The sequence below is a fragment of the Nostoc sp. DedQUE04 genome (genome assembly GCF_034530995.1).
Taxonomy (GTDB): Bacteria; Cyanobacteriota; Cyanobacteriia; order Cyanobacteriales; family Nostocaceae; genus Nostoc.
Window position 1 is genome coordinate 1 of sequence record NZ_JAVRCA010000009.1, and the last position, 17,841, is coordinate 17,841.

At 42.7% G+C, this 17,841-nt stretch carries 13 protein-coding genes; 4 read left to right on the plus strand and 9 right to left on the minus strand.

Annotation, left to right across the window (positions count from 1 at the left end; translation table 11 throughout):
- Positions 1 to 513: 513 nt before the first annotated feature.
- From RM049_RS08350 to RM049_RS08365, 4 genes are all read right to left on the minus strand, one after another.
- On the minus strand, positions 514 to 933 hold the full coding sequence (locus RM049_RS08350; protein WP_322703853.1) for a response regulator: 420 nt from the start codon (positions 931 to 933) through the stop codon (positions 514 to 516).
- Between the two features lie 140 nt (positions 934 to 1,073).
- Positions 1,074 to 1,826, minus strand: coding sequence for a Crp/Fnr family transcriptional regulator (locus tag RM049_RS08355; protein ID WP_322703854.1), 753 nt, complete (start codon positions 1,824 to 1,826; stop codon positions 1,074 to 1,076).
- An 80-nt stretch (positions 1,827 to 1,906) separates the two neighbouring features.
- On the minus strand, positions 1,907 to 2,653 hold the full coding sequence (locus RM049_RS08360) for a Crp/Fnr family transcriptional regulator (RefSeq protein ID WP_322703855.1): 747 nt from the start codon (positions 2,651 to 2,653) through the stop codon (positions 1,907 to 1,909).
- A gap of 189 nt (positions 2,654 to 2,842) precedes the next feature.
- The gene (locus RM049_RS08365) at positions 2,843 to 3,580 is read right to left on the minus strand and encodes a Crp/Fnr family transcriptional regulator (RefSeq protein WP_322703856.1); all 738 of its coding nucleotides are present in this window, start codon (positions 3,578 to 3,580) and stop codon (positions 2,843 to 2,845) included.
- A gap of 837 nt (positions 3,581 to 4,417) precedes the next feature.
- On the opposite strand from RM049_RS08365, the gene RM049_RS08370 reads away from it, so the two are divergent.
- The 3 genes from RM049_RS08370 to RM049_RS08380 all read left to right on the plus strand — a co-directional run bounded on the left by RM049_RS08370 (position 4,418) and on the right by RM049_RS08380 (position 7,701).
- The gene (locus RM049_RS08370; RefSeq protein WP_322684843.1) at positions 4,418 to 5,455 is read left to right on the plus strand and encodes an NADP(H)-dependent aldo-keto reductase; all 1,038 of its coding nucleotides are present in this window, start codon (positions 4,418 to 4,420) and stop codon (positions 5,453 to 5,455) included.
- Positions 5,456 to 5,663: 208 nt separating this feature from the next.
- Positions 5,664 to 6,791, plus strand: coding sequence for an aryl-sulfate sulfotransferase (locus RM049_RS08375; RefSeq protein WP_322703857.1), 1,128 nt, complete (start codon positions 5,664 to 5,666; stop codon positions 6,789 to 6,791).
- Positions 6,792 to 7,029: 238 nt separating this feature from the next.
- Positions 7,030 to 7,701, plus strand: coding sequence for a glutathione S-transferase family protein (locus RM049_RS08380; RefSeq protein ID WP_322703858.1), 672 nt, complete (start codon positions 7,030 to 7,032; stop codon positions 7,699 to 7,701).
- Between the two features lie 160 nt (positions 7,702 to 7,861).
- On the opposite strand, the gene RM049_RS08385 is transcribed toward RM049_RS08380, so the two are convergent.
- Together RM049_RS08385 and RM049_RS08390 are read right to left on the minus strand one after the other, a co-directional pair.
- Positions 7,862 to 8,875, minus strand: a complete 1,014-nt coding sequence (locus tag RM049_RS08385) for an NAD(P)-dependent alcohol dehydrogenase (protein ID WP_322703859.1) — start codon at positions 8,873 to 8,875, stop codon at positions 7,862 to 7,864.
- Between the two features lie 177 nt (positions 8,876 to 9,052).
- Entirely contained in the window at positions 9,053 to 10,075 is a 1,023-nt protein-coding gene (locus RM049_RS08390) for a tetratricopeptide repeat protein (RefSeq protein WP_322691947.1), read from the minus strand.
- A gap of 837 nt (positions 10,076 to 10,912) precedes the next feature.
- On the opposite strand from RM049_RS08390, the gene RM049_RS08395 reads away from it, so the two are divergent.
- Positions 10,913 to 12,793, plus strand: coding sequence for an ABC transporter ATP-binding protein (locus RM049_RS08395; RefSeq protein ID WP_322674167.1), 1,881 nt, complete (start codon positions 10,913 to 10,915; stop codon positions 12,791 to 12,793).
- A 289-nt stretch (positions 12,794 to 13,082) separates the two neighbouring features.
- Here the strand turns inward: RM049_RS08395 and RM049_RS08400 are convergent, their stop codons facing one another.
- From RM049_RS08400 to RM049_RS08410, 3 genes are all read right to left on the minus strand, one after another.
- Positions 13,083 to 13,784: an acetoacetate decarboxylase family protein gene (locus RM049_RS08400; RefSeq protein ID WP_322703860.1), complete on the minus strand. Its 702-nt coding sequence runs from the start codon at positions 13,782 to 13,784 to the stop codon at positions 13,083 to 13,085.
- A 215-nt stretch (positions 13,785 to 13,999) separates the two neighbouring features.
- Positions 14,000 to 15,928 carry a molecular chaperone DnaK gene (gene dnaK, locus RM049_RS08405; protein WP_292869714.1) on the minus strand — a complete coding sequence of 643 codons (1,929 nt, stop codon included), beginning with the start codon at positions 15,926 to 15,928 and terminating at the stop codon, positions 14,000 to 14,002.
- A 480-nt stretch (positions 15,929 to 16,408) separates the two neighbouring features.
- Entirely contained in the window at positions 16,409 to 17,227 is an 819-nt protein-coding gene (locus tag RM049_RS08410; RefSeq protein ID WP_322703861.1) for an SDR family oxidoreductase, read from the minus strand.
- Positions 17,228 to 17,841: the final 614 nt, after the last annotated feature.

Sequence of the window (17,841 nt, forward strand, 5' to 3'; positions counted from 1 at the left end):
CCAGTCCCCAGTCCCTAGTCCCTACGATTAATTCAGAAATCAAATCAGATTGCTAAATTAGTCAAAATATTCCTGAGAGGATGTCTGAGAAGTATTCAATATTTCGCTTGATCCCCCCTAGCCCCCCTTAAAAAGCAGGGTGGTTTCATACGAAAAAAGAAAAATATATAAGTCTTGATTTTTCATGTATAACGATAGATTTTGACCCCTCTCCAAACCTCTCCCCGAAGCGGAGAGAGGCTTTGAAACCCATTTTTAGTTTTTCTCTCGTTGTATGAAACCACCCTGCCTAGCCCCTTAAAAAGGGGGGAACTGGAATCAAAGTCCCCCAATTTATCGGGGGATTTAGGGGGATCTACAAGTCTCGAATACAACACCAAAAAGTTTTCAGACATCCTCTGAAAAAATGCGATGTCTACAACGGGTTAGCTCGTGTAGACATCGCATTTTGAAAATAAATAAAATTTAGTTTAGTTAAAGCTTTTTTATTTAATGATTTATCTCTAGTTACATCTAAATATGACAAACGTATTGTTCGATTCCAACTAAACTAGCAACAATAGAAGTTAACTCGTCTAAGTCTATTGGCTTGCATTGGTATATATCATAACCTGCTAATAATGCACGTTTATGGTCATCCTTGAAAGTAGATGCTGTTAGAGCGATCGCTGGAATCTTTCTACCTCGCTTTGCTTCTAAATTTCTGACTTTCAAGAGCAGTGAGTAGCCATCTTCGTCGGGTAAGCAAATGTCACTAATTAGGATGTCTGCTTTAAAAGATGACATTATTTTTAGAGCCTCGTCTGCTGAAGCCGCTGCAATTACCTCTGCTCCCTCTAATTCAAACAGAAAAGTAAGTAATATTCTCGTATCAGCGTCATCATCAACAATCAGCAATCGCAGACCTTGAAAAGACATCGATTGATTAGACATTATTCTCACGGCTCCGTAGCTTAAAAACTAGAAGTAACGATCGCATCAAAACGCGCTATTTGATTGCACACTTTACTAAATCTTAAAGGAAGCAATTAGCAAATGTCTGTCCGGTTTCAGACATAGTAACTTAATATTCTTCATTGGCGATGTCTACGACGGGCTACGCCTACGCGCCTTGACTTATTCCCCAGCAACCGAGTAAATTCCTTTTGGATGACTCGATAACACTCACAGGAAGTTGCTTCCAAATCCTCTCGGTTCAGAATTTTAATATGACCACGTTGGTAGCTAATCATTCCGGCTCGGCTGAGGGTGCTAGCCGCTACTGTCACACCGGAGCGCCTTACACCCAACATCTGGGCGATAAATTCTTGCGTGAGCGGAAATTCTTCTGATGCCAAACGGTCAGAGACTGTGAGCAGCCAACGAGCCAGTCGTTCCTCCAATGAATGAAGACGGTTGCAGGCACATGATTGTGTAAGTTCGGTATATATAGCTCGTACATAGCGCAGCAGCAGCTTTTGAATAGCTCCACCCCGATTGAATTCGGTTCTCAGAATATCTGCGTCTATCTGCATTCCAGCACCCGCAACTTGGACAAACGCTTTTGTGGTTGTTGTGTTGCTTCCTAAAATTATTGGGATACCTACCATACCTTCATTGCTCACTATCCCAACTTCCACCGTCGATCCATCTCTCATACAAGTGACTATAGAAACCACTGCGTTTTGGGGAAAATAGACGTGTGTGATGGGTTCTCCCGGTTCGTAAAGAACTTGCCGAGTGGGAAGCGAAACTAACTTTAGGTGCGGGAGAAGACGCTCGTAATCACTGGTTGGCAAAGCCGCGAGTAACTTATTTACTTGCAGCTTAAGAGTGTTTTCGCTCACTGAACATTAAAATAGAAATTCGCTCATAATACTTTAAATTAACTTACTTTTGCCAGTCTGTTCGGTTTCGCACACATAGCTCAAAAAAATTTTTTGGCTCGGTTACTGGGCATGAAGCCCAGTAACCGAGCAAATTCGTTTTGGATAACTTGACGACACTCGCAGGAAGTTGCTTCCAAATGCTCTCGGTTCAGGATGCTAATATGACCGCGTTGGTAGCTAATCATTCCGGCTCGGCTCAGGGTGCTAGCCGCTACTGTCACGCCGGAACGACGTACACCTAGCATCTGAGAGATAAATTTTTGCGTGAGGGGAAAATCTTCTGATTCCAGACGGTCAGAAACTGTCAGTAGCCAGCGAGCCAGCCGTTCTTCTAGTGTATGGAGACGGTTGCAGGCTGCTCCTTGCGCCAGTTCAGAGTATACAGCTTGTACGTAGCGTAGCAGCACGCTTTGAATAGCTCCGCCCCGATTGAACTCGGCTTTCAGGACATCTGCATTTATCTGCATTCCAGCACCAGAAATTTGCACAAAGGCTGTTGTGGTTGTGGTGTTGTCTCCTAAAATTACTGGGATACCCACCATGCCTTCATTGCTTACTATCCCAACTTCTGCCGTTGAGCCATCTTCCATAGTGGTGACAATAGAAACCACTGCCTTATCAGGAAAATAGACCTGTGCGATGGGTTCGGCTGCTTGGTAAAGGATTTGATGAACTGGGAGCGGAACTAGCTTTAGATGAGGGACAAGACGTTGATAATCACTGGCTGGCAAAGCTGCCAGCAGCTTATTTAGTGGTTGCTGAAAAAGGCTTTTTTCTAATGACATTAAAAGTCACTCTCCTTAAGATAGGTGACTTTAGAAAAGCCAACTCAGGGCACAAGGAAAGAACTTCAGAATTTGATCCTAATGTCGAAAGGTGTATTCTCTAAAAGAACACGGGGACAATATAAAAAAGCTTAAATGAACAGACTTTAACAAGTCTGTGCGGTTCCGTACATAGAAGCTTCAAAAAAATTATTTTTGCCGTTTATTGGGCAATAAGCCCAATAAACGGATAAATTCATTTTCTATAACCTGATAACATTCGCAGGAGGTTTTTTCTAAAGCCTCTCGATTCAGGATGTGAATCTCACCACGGCGGTAGGCGATCGTTCCGGCTTCGCTCAGGATGTTAGCTGCTTCGGTGACACCAACACGACGTACACCTAACATCTGCGAGATAAATTCTTGGGTGAGCGGAAATTCGTCTGATTCCAGACGATCGGAAACTGTTAGCAGCCACCGAGCCAACCGCCTCTCTAGTCTATGAAGACGGTTGCAGGCAGATCCTTGTGCTATTTGAGTGTATACAGCTTGCACGTAGCGCAGCAGCACGCTTTGAATAGCTCCGCCCCGATTGAACTCGCTTTTGAGTATATCCGCATCCATCTGCATCGCACTACCTGGAATCTGCACAAATGCTGTTGTGGTTGTGGTGTTGTCTCCTAAAATTACGGACATACCCACCATGCCTTCATTGCTCACTAAACCAACTTCCACAGTCGAGCCATCTTCCATAGTGGTGATTATAGAAACTACTGCTTTGTTAGGAAAATATACCTGTGCGATCGCTTCGCCTGCATGGTGAAGTATTTGGCGAGTAGAAAGCGAAACTAGCTTTAGGTGGGGAACAAGACGCTCATAATCACTGGCTGGCAAAGTTGCCAGCAACTTATTTGCTGGTTTTTCAAGGATATTTTTATCTAATGACATTGGAATTCTCCTGAATGTAGCCGTCTTTAGAAAAGACAACTTACGGCATAGGGAGAAAAATCAAGAGTTTAACCCTAATGTCAAAAAGCGTACTTCCTAAAAAGCTTATAATAAAAAATTGAGATTTTTATACTCATATCTATGATATAACAAAATTGAGTTGTTTATAATAACAAAAAATCCCGATAAATTAACTTAATTACATTTGCGACATTTGCGATCGCATAATTAAATGAAATTATGTTCGTTAATCATATTGCTATAGACACGAGCATCCTTGGAAGCGATCGCAGCAAAAAATTCCTGATTATACAAGTTATTAAAACCTAAATCTTTTTCATTGCGACAAATCTTTTTAGCTCTCCCAAATAGTCTTGGTATATTTTTATTATCTTAAAAATAAGATACTTAGAAATCACCCAATTAATATGAATATTTATTAAGACTTCATTCTAGAAGAATCTTAAGATTTTAGCCTTACTACGGTAAATCTACCGATTTATTGTACTATATACTTAGTCTAAAACAGTCTATTTCACAAATACCCAATAAAAGCAAGTATTTTCTACTACATATTTAAAATTTTGATTACCCAAAACTAACTTACTTATCTGGTTCATCTATGCAATAATAAACAGCTATATGCATTAACTACACTTTAACAATCAATTTACAGTAGTATAAACTGTATATTCTCTGAAAAACTTATATTGGCTTAGTGCCGAATCCAGTGTTGTTTGAAGCTAATTTACTTAAAAAATAATAATGCCCTTGACAAAATGCAAAATCTCTAACAAAAATATCACTGTTAAATCGAGTGAATAACAACGTAGAAATATGAAGTATAACCAACTTGGCAAGAGTGACTTAAAAGTTTCAGAAATTTGTCTGGGCACTATGACTTATGGACAACAAAATACTATTGAAGAAGCCCACGAACAGCTAAATTATTCTATTGCCCAAGGAGTCAATTTTATTGATGCAGCTGAGATGTATCCTGTCCCACCAAGTAGAGAAACTTATGGATTAACTGAAACTTATATTGGGGAATGGTTAAAGCGCCAACAAAGAGATCGAGTTATTATAGCTACTAAGATTGCGGGCCCTGGTCGAGGCTTTAAATGGTTACGTGGTGGAGCCGAAGCAATTGACCGTGATAATATCAAAAAAGCTGTAGATGATAGTCTAAAAAGATTACAAACAGACTATATCGATCTATACCAAATTCACTGGCCCGATCGTTATGTGCCACGATTTGGACAAACGGTATTCGATCCGACTCAGGTGAAAGAAACGGTTCCCATTGCTGAACAGCTAGCAGTTTTTGCCGATGTAATTAAAGCGGGGAAAATTCGCTATATCGGTTTGAGTAACGAAACCCCTTGGGGAGTTGCCCAGTTTAGTAACGCTGCTAAACAGTTAGGATTGCCTAAAGTTGCTTCGATTCAAAATGCTTATAACTTGTTGAATCGAGTATTTGACGGAGCCTTAGCAGAAGCAGTTTATCACGAAGAAATTGGATTACTAGCTTATAGTCCTTTGGCATTTGGCTTCTTGACTGGGAAATATCTAAACGGCAAACCAGAAAAAGCCAGAGTCACTTTGTTTGATAATTTCGGTCAGCGCTATCTCAAACCAAAAGTAAGTCAAGCCGTATCAGCTTACGTAGAAATTGCCAAGCGCCATCAACTAAGTCCAGCGCATCTAGCTTTGGCATTTGTGCGGAGTCGTTGGTTTGTGGCTAGCACAATTATTGGTGCCACCACACTGGAGCAACTCAAAGAGAATTTAGAAAGCGTGAATGTAGTTCTCAACAAAGACATTTTGGAAGAGTTGGATATAGTTCATGCTCAGTCGCCAAACCCAGCACCGTAAACAATTCAAAATTCAAAATGACGCTCGCGGACTCGCTAACGCTGCGCTAACAAAATTCAAACATTTTAGATAGTTCGCCTCGTTACCAGGCTGGAGCCTGGTAATGCCTCCTTAGAGCCTCTGGCTCTCATTCTCAGAGTAGAAGTAGAGATGCGCGATGCACTCTCTCAATTCTTAGATTCAAAACTAAATATTTAGTCGGTAAAATATGACTTTTACAGCAACATTAATTGACCAAAATACTATTCGTCGTCGGGGTACTGGTTTAAGAGCTTACAATCCCGAAAAAGTATTTAAAGGATACACACTTTTCACACCCCTGACAGGTAAAGGTGAAGTCTACCTTCTGAACTTGGAAGGAGAAGTAGTACACCAGTGGAATCTGCCTTATCCACCAGGGTTATACGGTTATCTTTTGCCCAATGGCAACCTTTTTTATAATGGTAAGACTCCGCCAGAAGAACCCCTACGTTTTGCTTTGTGGGCTGCATTCAAAAGTGGCGTTGTTTTAGAAGCAGATCCCAAAGGAAATATTATCTGGGAATATAAGCATCCAGATCATCATCATGATGGACGCAGGCTAGCCAATGGCAACACGATTCTACTCGCCATTGAAAAGATACCTCAGTCTTTGGTTCCCCGGATCAAAGGTGGCGTACCAGGTACAGAACCAAATGGTGATATCTATGCGGATGTGCTTTATGAGGTGACTCCAGTAGGTGAAATCGTTTGGACTTGGCACGCTCACGAACACCTCGATCCAGATATATTTACGATTACACCCCAAGATCATCGACATGAATGGACTCATGGGAATACTGTGGGTGAACTCGCCGATGGCAGCATTATAGTGAGCTTTCGCAATATCTCCACAGTTGTCATTATCGATCGCAAAACCGGAGAAATCATCTGGACGCTAGGCGATGACGTACTAGCACAGCAGCACTTTCCGAACGAATTAGCTAACGGTAATATCTTGATTTTCGACAATGGCGCACATCGCCGTAACATTGCTCTCAATTTTTCTCGTGTGATTGAGGTGAACCGTCAAACCAAAGAGATAGTTTGGGAATACACCGACAATCCGCCCCAAAATTTCTTTAGTTCCTACATATCAGGAGCGCAACGTTTGGCCAATGGCAATACCTTAATTACAGAAGGTGCTTACGGCCGGATATTCGAGGTGACAGTTGCAGGAGAGATTGTTTGGGAATACATTAATCCCTACTTTGCAACTCGGAATATTCCAGGTGAAAAATCGCCGGTAACTCGTGGAGAGCAAAATACAGTCTTCCGCGCCTTCCGTTATGCACCTGAAGAAGTGCCCTGGCTTTAGGAGAAGGCAGGGGGGCAGGAGGCAGAGGAGCAGAGGAGCAGGGGAGACAGGGGAGGCAGGGGAGCAGGGGAGCAAGGGAGCAGAAGAGCAGGGGAGAAGTTGCAGTAAGTTTTTGCCCAATGCCCAATGCCCAATGCCCAATGCCCAATGCCCAATGCCCATTTAAGATTTGGGATTTTGGATGAAAATTCAATTCTCAATGGCGATTAACAAGTCCTATTTACCAAGGAACTTAAACATGACTGAAATTAAAGTATACAGTGCAGTTGTTTGTCCTTATGCTCACCGTACCCGCTTGGTACTCCAAGAGAAAGGCATTGACTTCGATTTGATTGAAATTGATTTGCAGAATAAACCGGAAGGATTTACCAAAGTTTCCCCTTATGGTAAAGTGCCTGCACTAACTCATGACGATAACCGAGTTTGGGAGTCAGCGGTAATTAACGAATATCTTGATGAGGTATTTCCCAATCCACCATTGTTACCCAGCAACCCCATCGATCGGGCACAAGCTCGCATCTGGATCGATTTTGCTAACATCAGATTCGTTCCCGCTTTTTCTACTCTGCTGCGGAGTTCAGATCCCGAAAAACAAGAAGAAGCGAAACAGGAACTATCTAAACATCTGGAATTCATTGAAAACGAAGGTTTAGCAAAGCTATCTAAAGAAGGCCCTTATTGGTTTGGCGAATCTATTAGTTTGGTAGATTTCACCTATTTCCCCTGGTTTGAGCGCTGGGCTGCATTGAAGCAATATCGCGGTTTTGGAATACCAGAGCAATTTACCCGTGTACGTCAGTGGAAACATGCTTTGAAAGAGCGTGAATCTGTGAAAGCGATCGCTCACTCTAAAGAATTCTACATCGAGCGATATGCTAAATTTGCTACGCCTACTCTCGCTGCTGTTTAAAGGTAATTCATAATACCAATTTAATTAATGATTGCAATACATCCTTAGGTAAAGACGCGATGAATCGCGTCTCTACAAATGGTCTATTGGTATAACTATGTTTCAACTGGGAATTCAAACCCCAGTTGAAACATAGAATTAAACTCTTGAAAATTACGAATTACGAATTACGAATTACGACTTTACCGAAGTGAGCCGCACTTTTGAGGTAATGATAAGCCTCTCGTGCTTCATTGAAGGGGAAAACTCGATCGATAACTGGTTTGATTTGATGCTGTTGCAGCGCCTGATTCATCGCTTCAAACATTTCCCGACTGCCAACATAAATTCCCTGAACTGTTAAACTCTTAAAAAGTATTGGCATCGGGTCAATCTCATTTCCTCTGCCTGACAATACGCCAATCAAGCTAATACGTCCCCCAATGCGGACTGCTTGTAACGATTTTGGCAGAGTACCTGCACCGCCTACCTCAACTACATGATCTACACCTGTGCGATTGGTTAATTGATAAACTTGCTTTTCCCAATCTGGTGTTGTTTTGTAGTTGATTGTCTCGTCAGCACCAAGCTGTTTGGCTCGTGCCAATTTCTCATCATTGCTAGAAGTAATAATCACTCTAGCACCATGTATCTTGGCAAACTGGAGAGCAAAAATTGAAACTCCTCCAGTACCGAGTAATAAAACACTATCACCTGCGCCAATATTGCCTTTTGTTACCAGCCCGTGCCAAGCTGTGACTGCTGCACAGGGTAAAGTTGCACCTTCAATATAGGATAAGTGATCGGGTAATATTACTAAACCATCTTGGTGTAATACAACATACTCGGCTAGCATTCCATCGATACCGCCTCCGAGATCGGATTTCATTTTCTCTTTGGTTAAAGAGCCATAAATCCAGTCTTGGAAGAAAATACCAGCGACGCGATCGCCTATTTTCACCCGTGTCACACCTTCCCCCACCGCTACAACTTCTCCCGCACCGTCCGACATGGGAATTAACGGATATTTCTGTCCAGAACCGTAAGCTCCTTCAATCACAAGCAGATCGCGGTAATTTAAGGATGTTGCTTTGACTTGAATCAGAACTTGTCCAGCTGCGGGTTTTGGTTGGGGGCGATCGACTAATGCCAGGGCATCAATTCCGGCGTTGCTTTGAATTTCGTAAGCTTTCATAGATGTCCTTGTTCTAGCTACAACTTTGGTATTGTAGCTAGGGTAAAAAAGAATTTAGAGACATAGCAAGTGCTATGTCTCTACAAGGGTTCTGGATAACGCATATTTAATTTCACTAGTAAAGTTGCCCTCATCCCCTAACCCCTTCTCCCAAAATGGGAGAAGGGGAACTGGAAGCTACAGAGAATCTATGAACTGCTGTACTTTTTCCAAAAGTGGCTGATATTCAATTTGCTCTGCTAACTCTTGGGCATTTTGGTAGCACGATCGCGCCATTTTTTTGCGTTTTGTGGTGGCGTAAACGCTTCCCATATTCAGCAAAGTTGAAATTTCTCCAAGATTATCGCCCAGTTCTTGATAAATCCCAATGGCTTGCTTATAGAACTTCATGGCTTGGCGATGCTCTGCCAGGGTGCTGTAGGTAAAACCAATGTTGTGAAGGGTTGTTGCAACGCCTGCGCGATCGCTAATTGCTTGACGTGTCAAAAGAACTTGATAGTAGAGCAATAGCGCTTGTTTCGGTTTTCCTAAATCATGATAGACAGAAGCAATATTGTTCAAGGTGGTTGCTTCTTGAAGCAGATTTTTCACGGCTCGTTGAATTGGCAGTGCTGCTTGAAAAAATTCTAGCGCTTGCTCAAACTTGCCTAAGACATTGTAGGCAAATCCAATACCATTGAGCGTTGTTGCTTCGCCAGAAAAGTCACCTAACAATCGCCGCATCCTCAAAATTTGGTGTTGTAGCAACAGTGCGCGTTTTGGTTCTCCTAAGCGGGTATAAATTAGCGCGACATCATTAAGAGTAGAAACTTCACTTTGAGTATCTTGCGATCGCCTAAAAATTGGTAGTGCTTTGTCAAAATATTCCAACGCTTGCGAAAAGCGTCCAAGACGGCTGTAGGTAGAACCCAGATTGCTAAGTGCAGTTGCTTGTGCTGGCGTGTTGCCAATTTCAATAGCAACCGAAAGCGCCTGATGAAAACGCTCTAATGCTCTTTGAGGTTGCCAGCAACTGAGGTGAGCTAAACCGAGGTCGTTTAATGTATAACCTTCTCTGGCTCGGTCTGGAATTGCTCTGGCCAAGTGTAAATTTTTGGTTGCAAGATCGAGAGACTCTTGAAATTTGCCCCGTTGGTAGTAGCGGTTTGCTTCATCACGACGTTGTTCCCATTCTTTGACTTGATTTAAAGGTTGCGTCATCTGACCTCAGTTGCATTCTGCGATAAGTAGGTAGAACATCTCTTGGGAATGAACCCCTCTTAGGTTTCCCAAATTTTAACCTCAATCTTCTATCTTTAGATATAAGACGTAAACAGATAAGTATGCTATTATCCCATACTTACAGGAATATTTATGAAGCAATTAATACAAATACTGTAGGGGCGTACTTCTCATAGGTGTCTACTTAACGCTCAACCCGCTTGGTAACAACGTTTTGCCTTCACCCCCAGCCCCTCTCCCATCCGTGAGAGGAGAGCTAGACATTCAATTCCCCTTCTCCCAAGGTAGAAGGGGTTAGGGAATGAGGGCGTAAGGGATTTGTAAAACGCTTGTCCGATATAGTTTTCGGCTTAAGTTGACACCAATGATAGCAATGCACCCTGAAGACTTCCACCCCTTGAAAGTCCTGATGTGGCGTTGCTGAATCAAGGGATGATTCTTGTAGGGTGGGCGACACGAGCGCCCTGAAATACAAGGGACGGGCTTTTCGGCCCATCCCACAAAACTAGCAAAATCATCCCGCTTTCTCTGTAACGCCCCTGATGTTTCGCAGTTGGTTCGCCAATGATTTTGCTAGCTGCGATTGTGAATCGTTTTGAATCGCCAAATTAAATTATACAGTGGCAACATTTCTGGGTAGAAGACTGATAGTTTTAAGATTGCAAAATGTAAAGGAAATCATCCAAATCTTGAGGAATATCCGGATCTTAGTAGTAGTCTTGCAGTCTCTATCTCAGGCATGGTATCAGAGTAGAAAAATAAACGCTACTTTAAACAAGCGTGTTTTTTTCCAAACATTAATATAATGCTCTTACTATGAGCATCTACCAATCTCTGAAAAAATCTTATACACCAGATCGTCGGCGTGAAAATGACTGGCGGTTATTTTTGCGTTTGGTGCCTTATGCCCGTCGTAACGGACGGCTATTGGCGCTGTCGATGTGCCTACTCATACCGATCGCACTAGCTAATGCCGTACAACCTTTCTTGATTGGGCAAGTAATCTCTCTGATTCGTCACGAACCAAGCACTTACGAACTTTTCAGGAATCGTCCCTTCTCGCAAGGGCTAAATATCCTAGAGGGATTATTGGTAATTGCGATCGCCATCCAAGTGATGTTGACAGGTTTTCAAGGTTATATAGTCCAAAAGCTAGGGCAACAAATCACCGCAGCAATTCGCCAAGACTTATTTCAGCATGTAACATCTCTAGCAGTGCGCTTTTTTGACCGCACACCCGTAGGTAAATTAATTACCAGAATCACCAGCGATGTGGAAGTGTTAGGCGATGTCTTTTCGACTGGGGCAATTGGCATCATATCCGATTTGTTTTTAATGCTGGTGACTTTGGGTTTAATGTTTTCCATCCAGTGGCAACTTTCTTGCTTGCTGTTATTGATGCTGTTACCAACTAGCTGGGTAATTGTTTACATTCAAAAACAATACCGCAAAGCCAATTACAAAGGACGAGAAGAACTTTCGATCCTAAATTCACAGCTACAAGAAAATGTGCTTGGTATTAACGTCGTGCAGTTGTTCCGTAGAGAAAAATTTAATGCCGAATTGTTTCGTGCTACGAACAGGAACTACACTCAGCAAATGGATAAAACCATCTTTTATGATTCATTTGTTTCAGCAACCTTAGAATGGATTGGACTGATTGCGATCGCAGGTGTTTTATGCGTGGGTGGTTGGTTGCTGTTGGAAAAAACCTTGACTTTCGGGACTTTATCGACATTTGTATTGTATGCCCAGCGATTATTTGACCCTTTAAGGGCTTTTGCGGAAAAATTTACAGTAATACAAGCTGGTTTTACTGCCATTGAACGCGTAGGGGATATATTAGATGAACCGATAGAAATTAGCGATCGCGCCAATGTCCGCTTCTCAATATTTGATGCGAAATTTGGCTACATAGATGAGATCGTAGCTAATTTAGAATCCCCAGACCTCACTTCCCCGCCAGAACTGGGAGAGATTCGCTTTGATCGTGTCTGGTTTGCTTATAAAAATGATGATTACGTAATTAAAGACTTAGATTTTACCATTCATCCTGGTGAAAAAGTGGCATTAGTCGGCCCTACAGGTGCGGGTAAAACTTCGATTATCCGTCTTTTGTGCCGCCTTTACGAACCCACCCAAGGACGCATTCTCATAGATGGGGTAGATATTCGGGAAGTACCCCAAGCAGAACTGCGGCGTTACATGGCAGTAATTTTACAAGAAGGGTTTTTGTTTGCTGGCGATGTTAAAAGCAACATCTCTTTAGGAGATGGCTACACCATTGAGCAGATTCAACAAGCAGCCGAAGAAACCAACATTGCCCAGTTTATAGAAGAATTACCCCAAGGTTATGATACTCAACTTCGAGAACGGGGCACAAATATTTCTAGCGGTCAAAAGCAACTTTTAGCCTTTGCGCGGGCTGCCATTCGCAATCCGCAAATTTTGGTACTAGATGAGGCTACTGCTAGTTTGGATGTTGGTACAGAAGCTTCAGTTCAAGAGGCATTAAACCAGCTTTTGCATAGACGTACTGCGATTATTATCGCTCACCGCTTGTCTACGATTCGCAACGTAGACCGGATTTTTGTTCTCAAGCGTGGCGAATTAATCGAACAGGGAAGTCACGAGCAACTACTGCAACAAGGAGGGCTTTATGCCACTTTACATAACTTGCAGATGTTGGGAAGTTAAGATATTTTATCATCCCAAAGTGGAAAAGAGCGATCGCATAAAATAATACCAATTTGAAAAAAGAATGCGACAAATAGACCATTTGTAGAGACGCGATTCATGAGCCAGCGCGTTGCGGGGGTTCCCACGGCAGTCGCTCATGGGGGGAACCCCCAAGACCGCGCTGCCTCCCCGTTGTAGCGACTGGCGTCGCGTCTTTACCCAAAGATGTGTTGCAATCATTAATTGAATTGGTATAAATTTCTCAAGAATTCATTTCGGTAAAGGGGAAAGAGGAAAGAAAAAACCTTTAACCCTTACCCTTTTCCCTTTTCCCAAAACCTGATTCCGAATTAAAAATACCTAACCGAGAAGTGTTGATACCCATCTGACCTACCACTTTTGGCGCATCAACCCGTAAGTTCATCTGCTCATAGCGCACAGTTAACCAAGGCTGACCTAAACCGATTCCAGAAAAAGGACTTTCGTCTGGGATTTCTAACTTAGAACCAATCAAACCCAACACAGATTCAACTTCAGCAGGGAACATCAGCAAATCACTACCCTTGACGCTGAAACTAGAGGCACTTAACCACTGTCTCCATGCCAAACTTTGTTGATTATACTTAAGACTACACAACTTCCGGTTTTCCTGATGCACAGTAACATACTTTCCTTGTTCCCAGGTAAACTTAGCTAGTTCCTTTGGTAGCCCCCAAATTTCTCGACCGCCAGCCACCGAATCAGCATTATCTACATAAATGTGGGAAACCCAACCACCGATTTTTCTTTGGTAATTAACCAAAGCTGGGACAACAATTAACTCACTATACTCCAGTACTGAGCCTGACCCATAATGAGATAAATACATGCTAGCGAGAGTTTTACCAGGCCATACAGAAATAATTTCTAACTCTGAGGGAATCAAAGGGCGCACTTGGTCAATATTTACCAAATGCAAAGTTTGGATGGCATAGCCTTGGAGTGTCCAAGGTGCTTGTGGATATGGCATAAGGGAGTTAGGAATAGAGAGTGAGGAGTTAGGAATAAAGTTAAGAATTAAGAGCAAGAGTTACTAATATTAGTTCTACTCTAACTCTAGACTTCAAACTCCTAACTCCTAACTTCTAACCTCTAACTCCTAAAAAAAAATCCCCACTCAGGCATTTGTCTGAGTGGGTAATATGAGGTCGAACAAAACAATCTTCTCAAAAGAAAGTAGAGGAATTATTTGCTCTCTGTAAAATCAGCGTCAATCACATCGTCGCCGTTACTAGAACTAGAAGAACTGCTACTATCTTGAGGTTCACCACCAGATGTAGCACCAGCACCAGCGCCAGCACTGGCACTAGCACCAGCTTGTTGATAGATGTTGCTACCAACAGCGAATAACGCTTGTTGCAATTCTGGGGTGAGCTTTTTAATTTGCTCATCGTCTTCTTTAGCAACAGCTTCCCGCAGTTCTTTCACCAAACCTTCGACTTTAGTCTTGTCAGCATCGGGAACTTTATCGCCCAATTCTTGTAACTGCTTTTCAGCTTGGTATGCCAAAGAATCGGCTTGGTTCTTGCGTTCAATCTTCTCACGCCGTTCTTTGTCAGATGAAGCATTTTGTTCAGCTTCTCTTACCATCCGGTCAACGTCATTTTTATCCAGGGTGGAAGCGCCAGTTATGCTGATGGACTGTTCTTTACCAGTACCTTTGTCTTTTGCGGTGACGTTAAGGATACCGTTAGCGTCAATATCGAACACCACTTCAATTTGAGGAACGCCACGTGGTGCAGGAGGAATACCATCAAGGCGGAAGGTTCCCAAACTCTTGTTATCGTTAGAGAATTCGCGTTCACCTTGGAGGACGTGAATTTCTACGTTGGTTTGTCCATCCACAGCAGTGGAGAAGACTTCCGATTTCTTGGTGGGGATTGTGGTGTTGCGGGGGATAATTTTCGTCATCACGCCACCCAATGTTTCCACACCCAAAGATAGGGGTGTCACGTCTAACAGCAAGATGCCAGTTACATCACCAGCCAGTACTCCGGCTTGAATGGCTGCACCAACTGCTACAACTTCATCAGGGTTCACGCTTTGGTTGGGGTCTTTACCCAATACCTGCTTCACAATCTGTTGGACTGCGGGAATCCGCGTAGAACCACCAACTAACACCACTTCATCAATATCGCCTTTGTTTAACTTGGCATCCCGAAGGGCGTTTTCTACAGGAATACGGCAACGGTCGATTAAATCAGAACAAAGTTCTTCAAACTGCGCGCGAGTCAGGGTTGTATCCAGGTGCTTGGGCCCATCCTGGGTAGCAGTGATAAATGGTAGGTTGATTTCTGCTTGGGTAACGCTAGAAAGCTCAATTTTGGCTTTTTCTCCAGCTTCCGTCAGACGTTGTAAGGCTTGTTTATCTTTCCGCAGGTCAATACCTTCGGCTTTCTTGAACTTCTCAGCTAAGAAATCAACTATTTTTTTATCAAAGTCGTCACCACCAAGGTGGGTATCACCAGATGTGGCTAGTACTTCAAAAACTCCGTCTCCTACTTCCAGCACGGATACGTCGAAAGTACCACCACCAAGGTCAAATACTAGGATGGTTTCGTTACTCTTCTTGTCAAATCCATAAGCCAGAGAAGCAGCGGTAGGCTCGTTGATAATCCGCAGAACTTCAATCCCGGCAATTTTACCAGCGTCTTTTGTTGCTTGCCGCTGAGAGTCGTTGAAGTATGCAGGAACAGTGATTACAGCTTGGGTTACAGTTTCACCCAAGTATTTGCTGGCATCTTCAACTAATTTGCGAAGAACTTTTGCAGAAATTTCTTCAGGAGCAAACGGTTTACCAGCTATTGGACAATCTAATTTGACATTGCCGTTGCTGCTAAGAACTTTGTAAGAAACTTCTGTAGCTTCGTTACCCACTTCATCGTAGCGGCGACCGATAAAGCGTTTGACTGAGTAAAACGTATTTTCGGGGTTCATCACCGCTTGGCGTTTGGCGATTTGGCCAACCAAGTTGTCGCCATTTTTAGCAAATGCGACTACTGATGGCGTTGTCCGAAAACCTTCAGCATTAGCAATTACTGTGGGTTTACCACCTTCCATCACTGCCACGCAGGAGTTCGTTGTTCCTAAGTCAATTCCAACTACTTTTGCCATTTTAGGTGCTGGCTCCGTATAACTACAAATGAATGAATGAGAATATAAAGCACTAAATTTTGAACCAACAGGGTCAAGAAATCAGCCAGTTCAGCATGAATACCTTTAATTTGGCTTTTCTGGGGTTAAAACTCCAGACTATGCTGATATATATACTGAAGCTTAGTGGTAGCCAGTCCATGAAGGGTGGTTTCCCGAACCTTACTTGGGACGGTTAAACTAACTAAATTTTGTTTTTAGTTGGTTCATGGATTAATTTGTCTTCACTCTGTCTAATGTAGAAGAATTAATACTTTCAGTAATTAGGGTGAACCGTAACGTCTGAGTGGTGTTTGCCGTCTTTTGAGGCAATAAAGTACAGAAGCATTGGGGATTGGGGATGGGGCATGGGGCATGGAAGAGAATAATAACTCAGCATCAGCACTTGGCACTTGGCACTTAGCACTCAACACTCAGTACTCAATACTAAAGACTCAGTAGTTACTTAAGCCCAGAAAAAAGAGTTTCCCAGGCAATCACAGGTGGTCTTTGTCCTTGGTTGACTATTTCAAAAATTTTCCTAGAGCTATTTGGCTGAAAAAGGCATTCTACACAAGCGTTTGCAACATCAATCCGGCTGGCATCACCCGAAAGGGTATCACCAGTGCCTATGACCACACCGTATTTACCCCCAGTTTTTGCCTTCAGGAGGGTGTTGAGGTCGTATGAGGTATAGGGGCCGTCAATAAGGCGTCCTGGGCGGATAATGGTGTAGGGCAATCCTGAATTAATAATGGACTCCTCACCCTTTTGTTTAGCATCCAACACGCCAAAACTATTAAGAATACTAAAAGGAAACTGATTTTTACGGAGAATTCCACAGGAAGAGACGAAAACGAATCGCTTCAAATTCTGGGGTGCTGCCGCTACTAGATTGCTGACACCTTGAGCATCAATCTTTGTCGGACTATTCTTTGCTTTTGCTTCACTAGATTTGGGATTAAAGAAAATAATTCCCCATTCAATCAAGTTCGGGGTTTCGTCAAACTCCCATCGCGCAGAGGGAAAGGCAGTAGTTCCAGTACAATTTATGATGTGAGTAACACCTGGCATTGCAGCTGGCAGTGTAGCTGGCTGGCGAATGTCACCAACGGCAATTTCCACTTTTTGGTTAAACATCTCTTCAGCTTTTGCAGCATTGCGTGTCAGAACGCGAACTTTTAAACCCTTTTCGAGTAACTTGCCTACCACTAATTGCCCGACTCCACCTGTAGCACCAGCAACTAGTATTAAATCTTTAGCTGAATCAAAAGAAGTCATAAAGTGCCCTTGAGATAGTCTATTGTTAATCTACCTAAAAAATACGATGTCTACGAGAGGCTGTGCCAATCATTATTAGACCTCTTGCAAAAATCCTTGAATCACCCCTCCCCAACCCTCCCCTTCACAAGGGGAGGGGGCAAGATTTTAAGTTTACCGCCAATATATCGGGGGGATAAAGGGGGTTTATTCGACTTATGCAAGAGGTTTATTAGAATACAAATTAATTGTAGATAGCGCAGAACAGCCTATAGAAAGACCTACGAATTAACTAGGTATTTTTATTATGTTTTAATAGTTAAAAAGAGCTATTTAACATTAAATATATTTAATTGTATTTGGGATAAAAATTTTGAGAAAAATGTGACTCTTCGCCTTGAAACCCTGATTATATCGTCAAACTATTGTCAGCGATCGCCAGCCCCAAATAATGGTTAAAACCTATTCCTAGCATACATTTGCTAATTTGCGGATATGTCTACTGTTATTGGTGTTGATACTATTACTGACTTCAATAGTTCTGAAGGTGACAAGATTGTACTGGATAAGGCTACCTTTAGTGCGTTCCCGCTTCTCCTGTCAAAGACGCTACGCGTCGTTTCGCCGCAGGGGTA

Coding starts and splice junctions, on each gene's coding strand:
- RM049_RS08350 (WP_322703853.1), bottom strand. CDS start 933: ATGTCTAATCAATCGATGTCTTTTCAAGGTCTGCGATTGCTGATTGTT.
- RM049_RS08360 (WP_322703855.1), bottom strand. CDS start 2,653: ATGTCATTAGAAAAAAGCCTTTTTCAGCAACCACTAAATAAGCTGCTG.
- RM049_RS08365 (WP_322703856.1), bottom strand. CDS start 3,580: ATGTCATTAGATAAAAATATCCTTGAAAAACCAGCAAATAAGTTGCTG.
- RM049_RS08370 (WP_322684843.1), top strand. CDS start 4,418: ATGAAGTATAACCAACTTGGCAAGAGTGACTTAAAAGTTTCAGAAATT.
- RM049_RS08375 (WP_322703857.1), top strand. CDS start 5,664: ATGACTTTTACAGCAACATTAATTGACCAAAATACTATTCGTCGTCGG.
- RM049_RS08380 (WP_322703858.1), top strand. CDS start 7,030: ATGACTGAAATTAAAGTATACAGTGCAGTTGTTTGTCCTTATGCTCAC.
- RM049_RS08385 (WP_322703859.1), bottom strand. CDS start 8,875: ATGAAAGCTTACGAAATTCAAAGCAACGCCGGAATTGATGCCCTGGCA.
- RM049_RS08390 (WP_322691947.1), bottom strand. CDS start 10,075: ATGACGCAACCTTTAAATCAAGTCAAAGAATGGGAACAACGTCGTGAT.
- RM049_RS08395 (WP_322674167.1), top strand. CDS start 10,913: ATGAGCATCTACCAATCTCTGAAAAAATCTTATACACCAGATCGTCGG.
- RM049_RS08400 (WP_322703860.1), bottom strand. CDS start 13,784: ATGCCATATCCACAAGCACCTTGGACACTCCAAGGCTATGCCATCCAA.
- dnaK (WP_292869714.1), bottom strand. CDS start 15,928: ATGGCAAAAGTAGTTGGAATTGACTTAGGAACAACGAACTCCTGCGTG.
- RM049_RS08410 (WP_322703861.1), bottom strand. CDS start 17,227: ATGACTTCTTTTGATTCAGCTAAAGATTTAATACTAGTTGCTGGTGCT.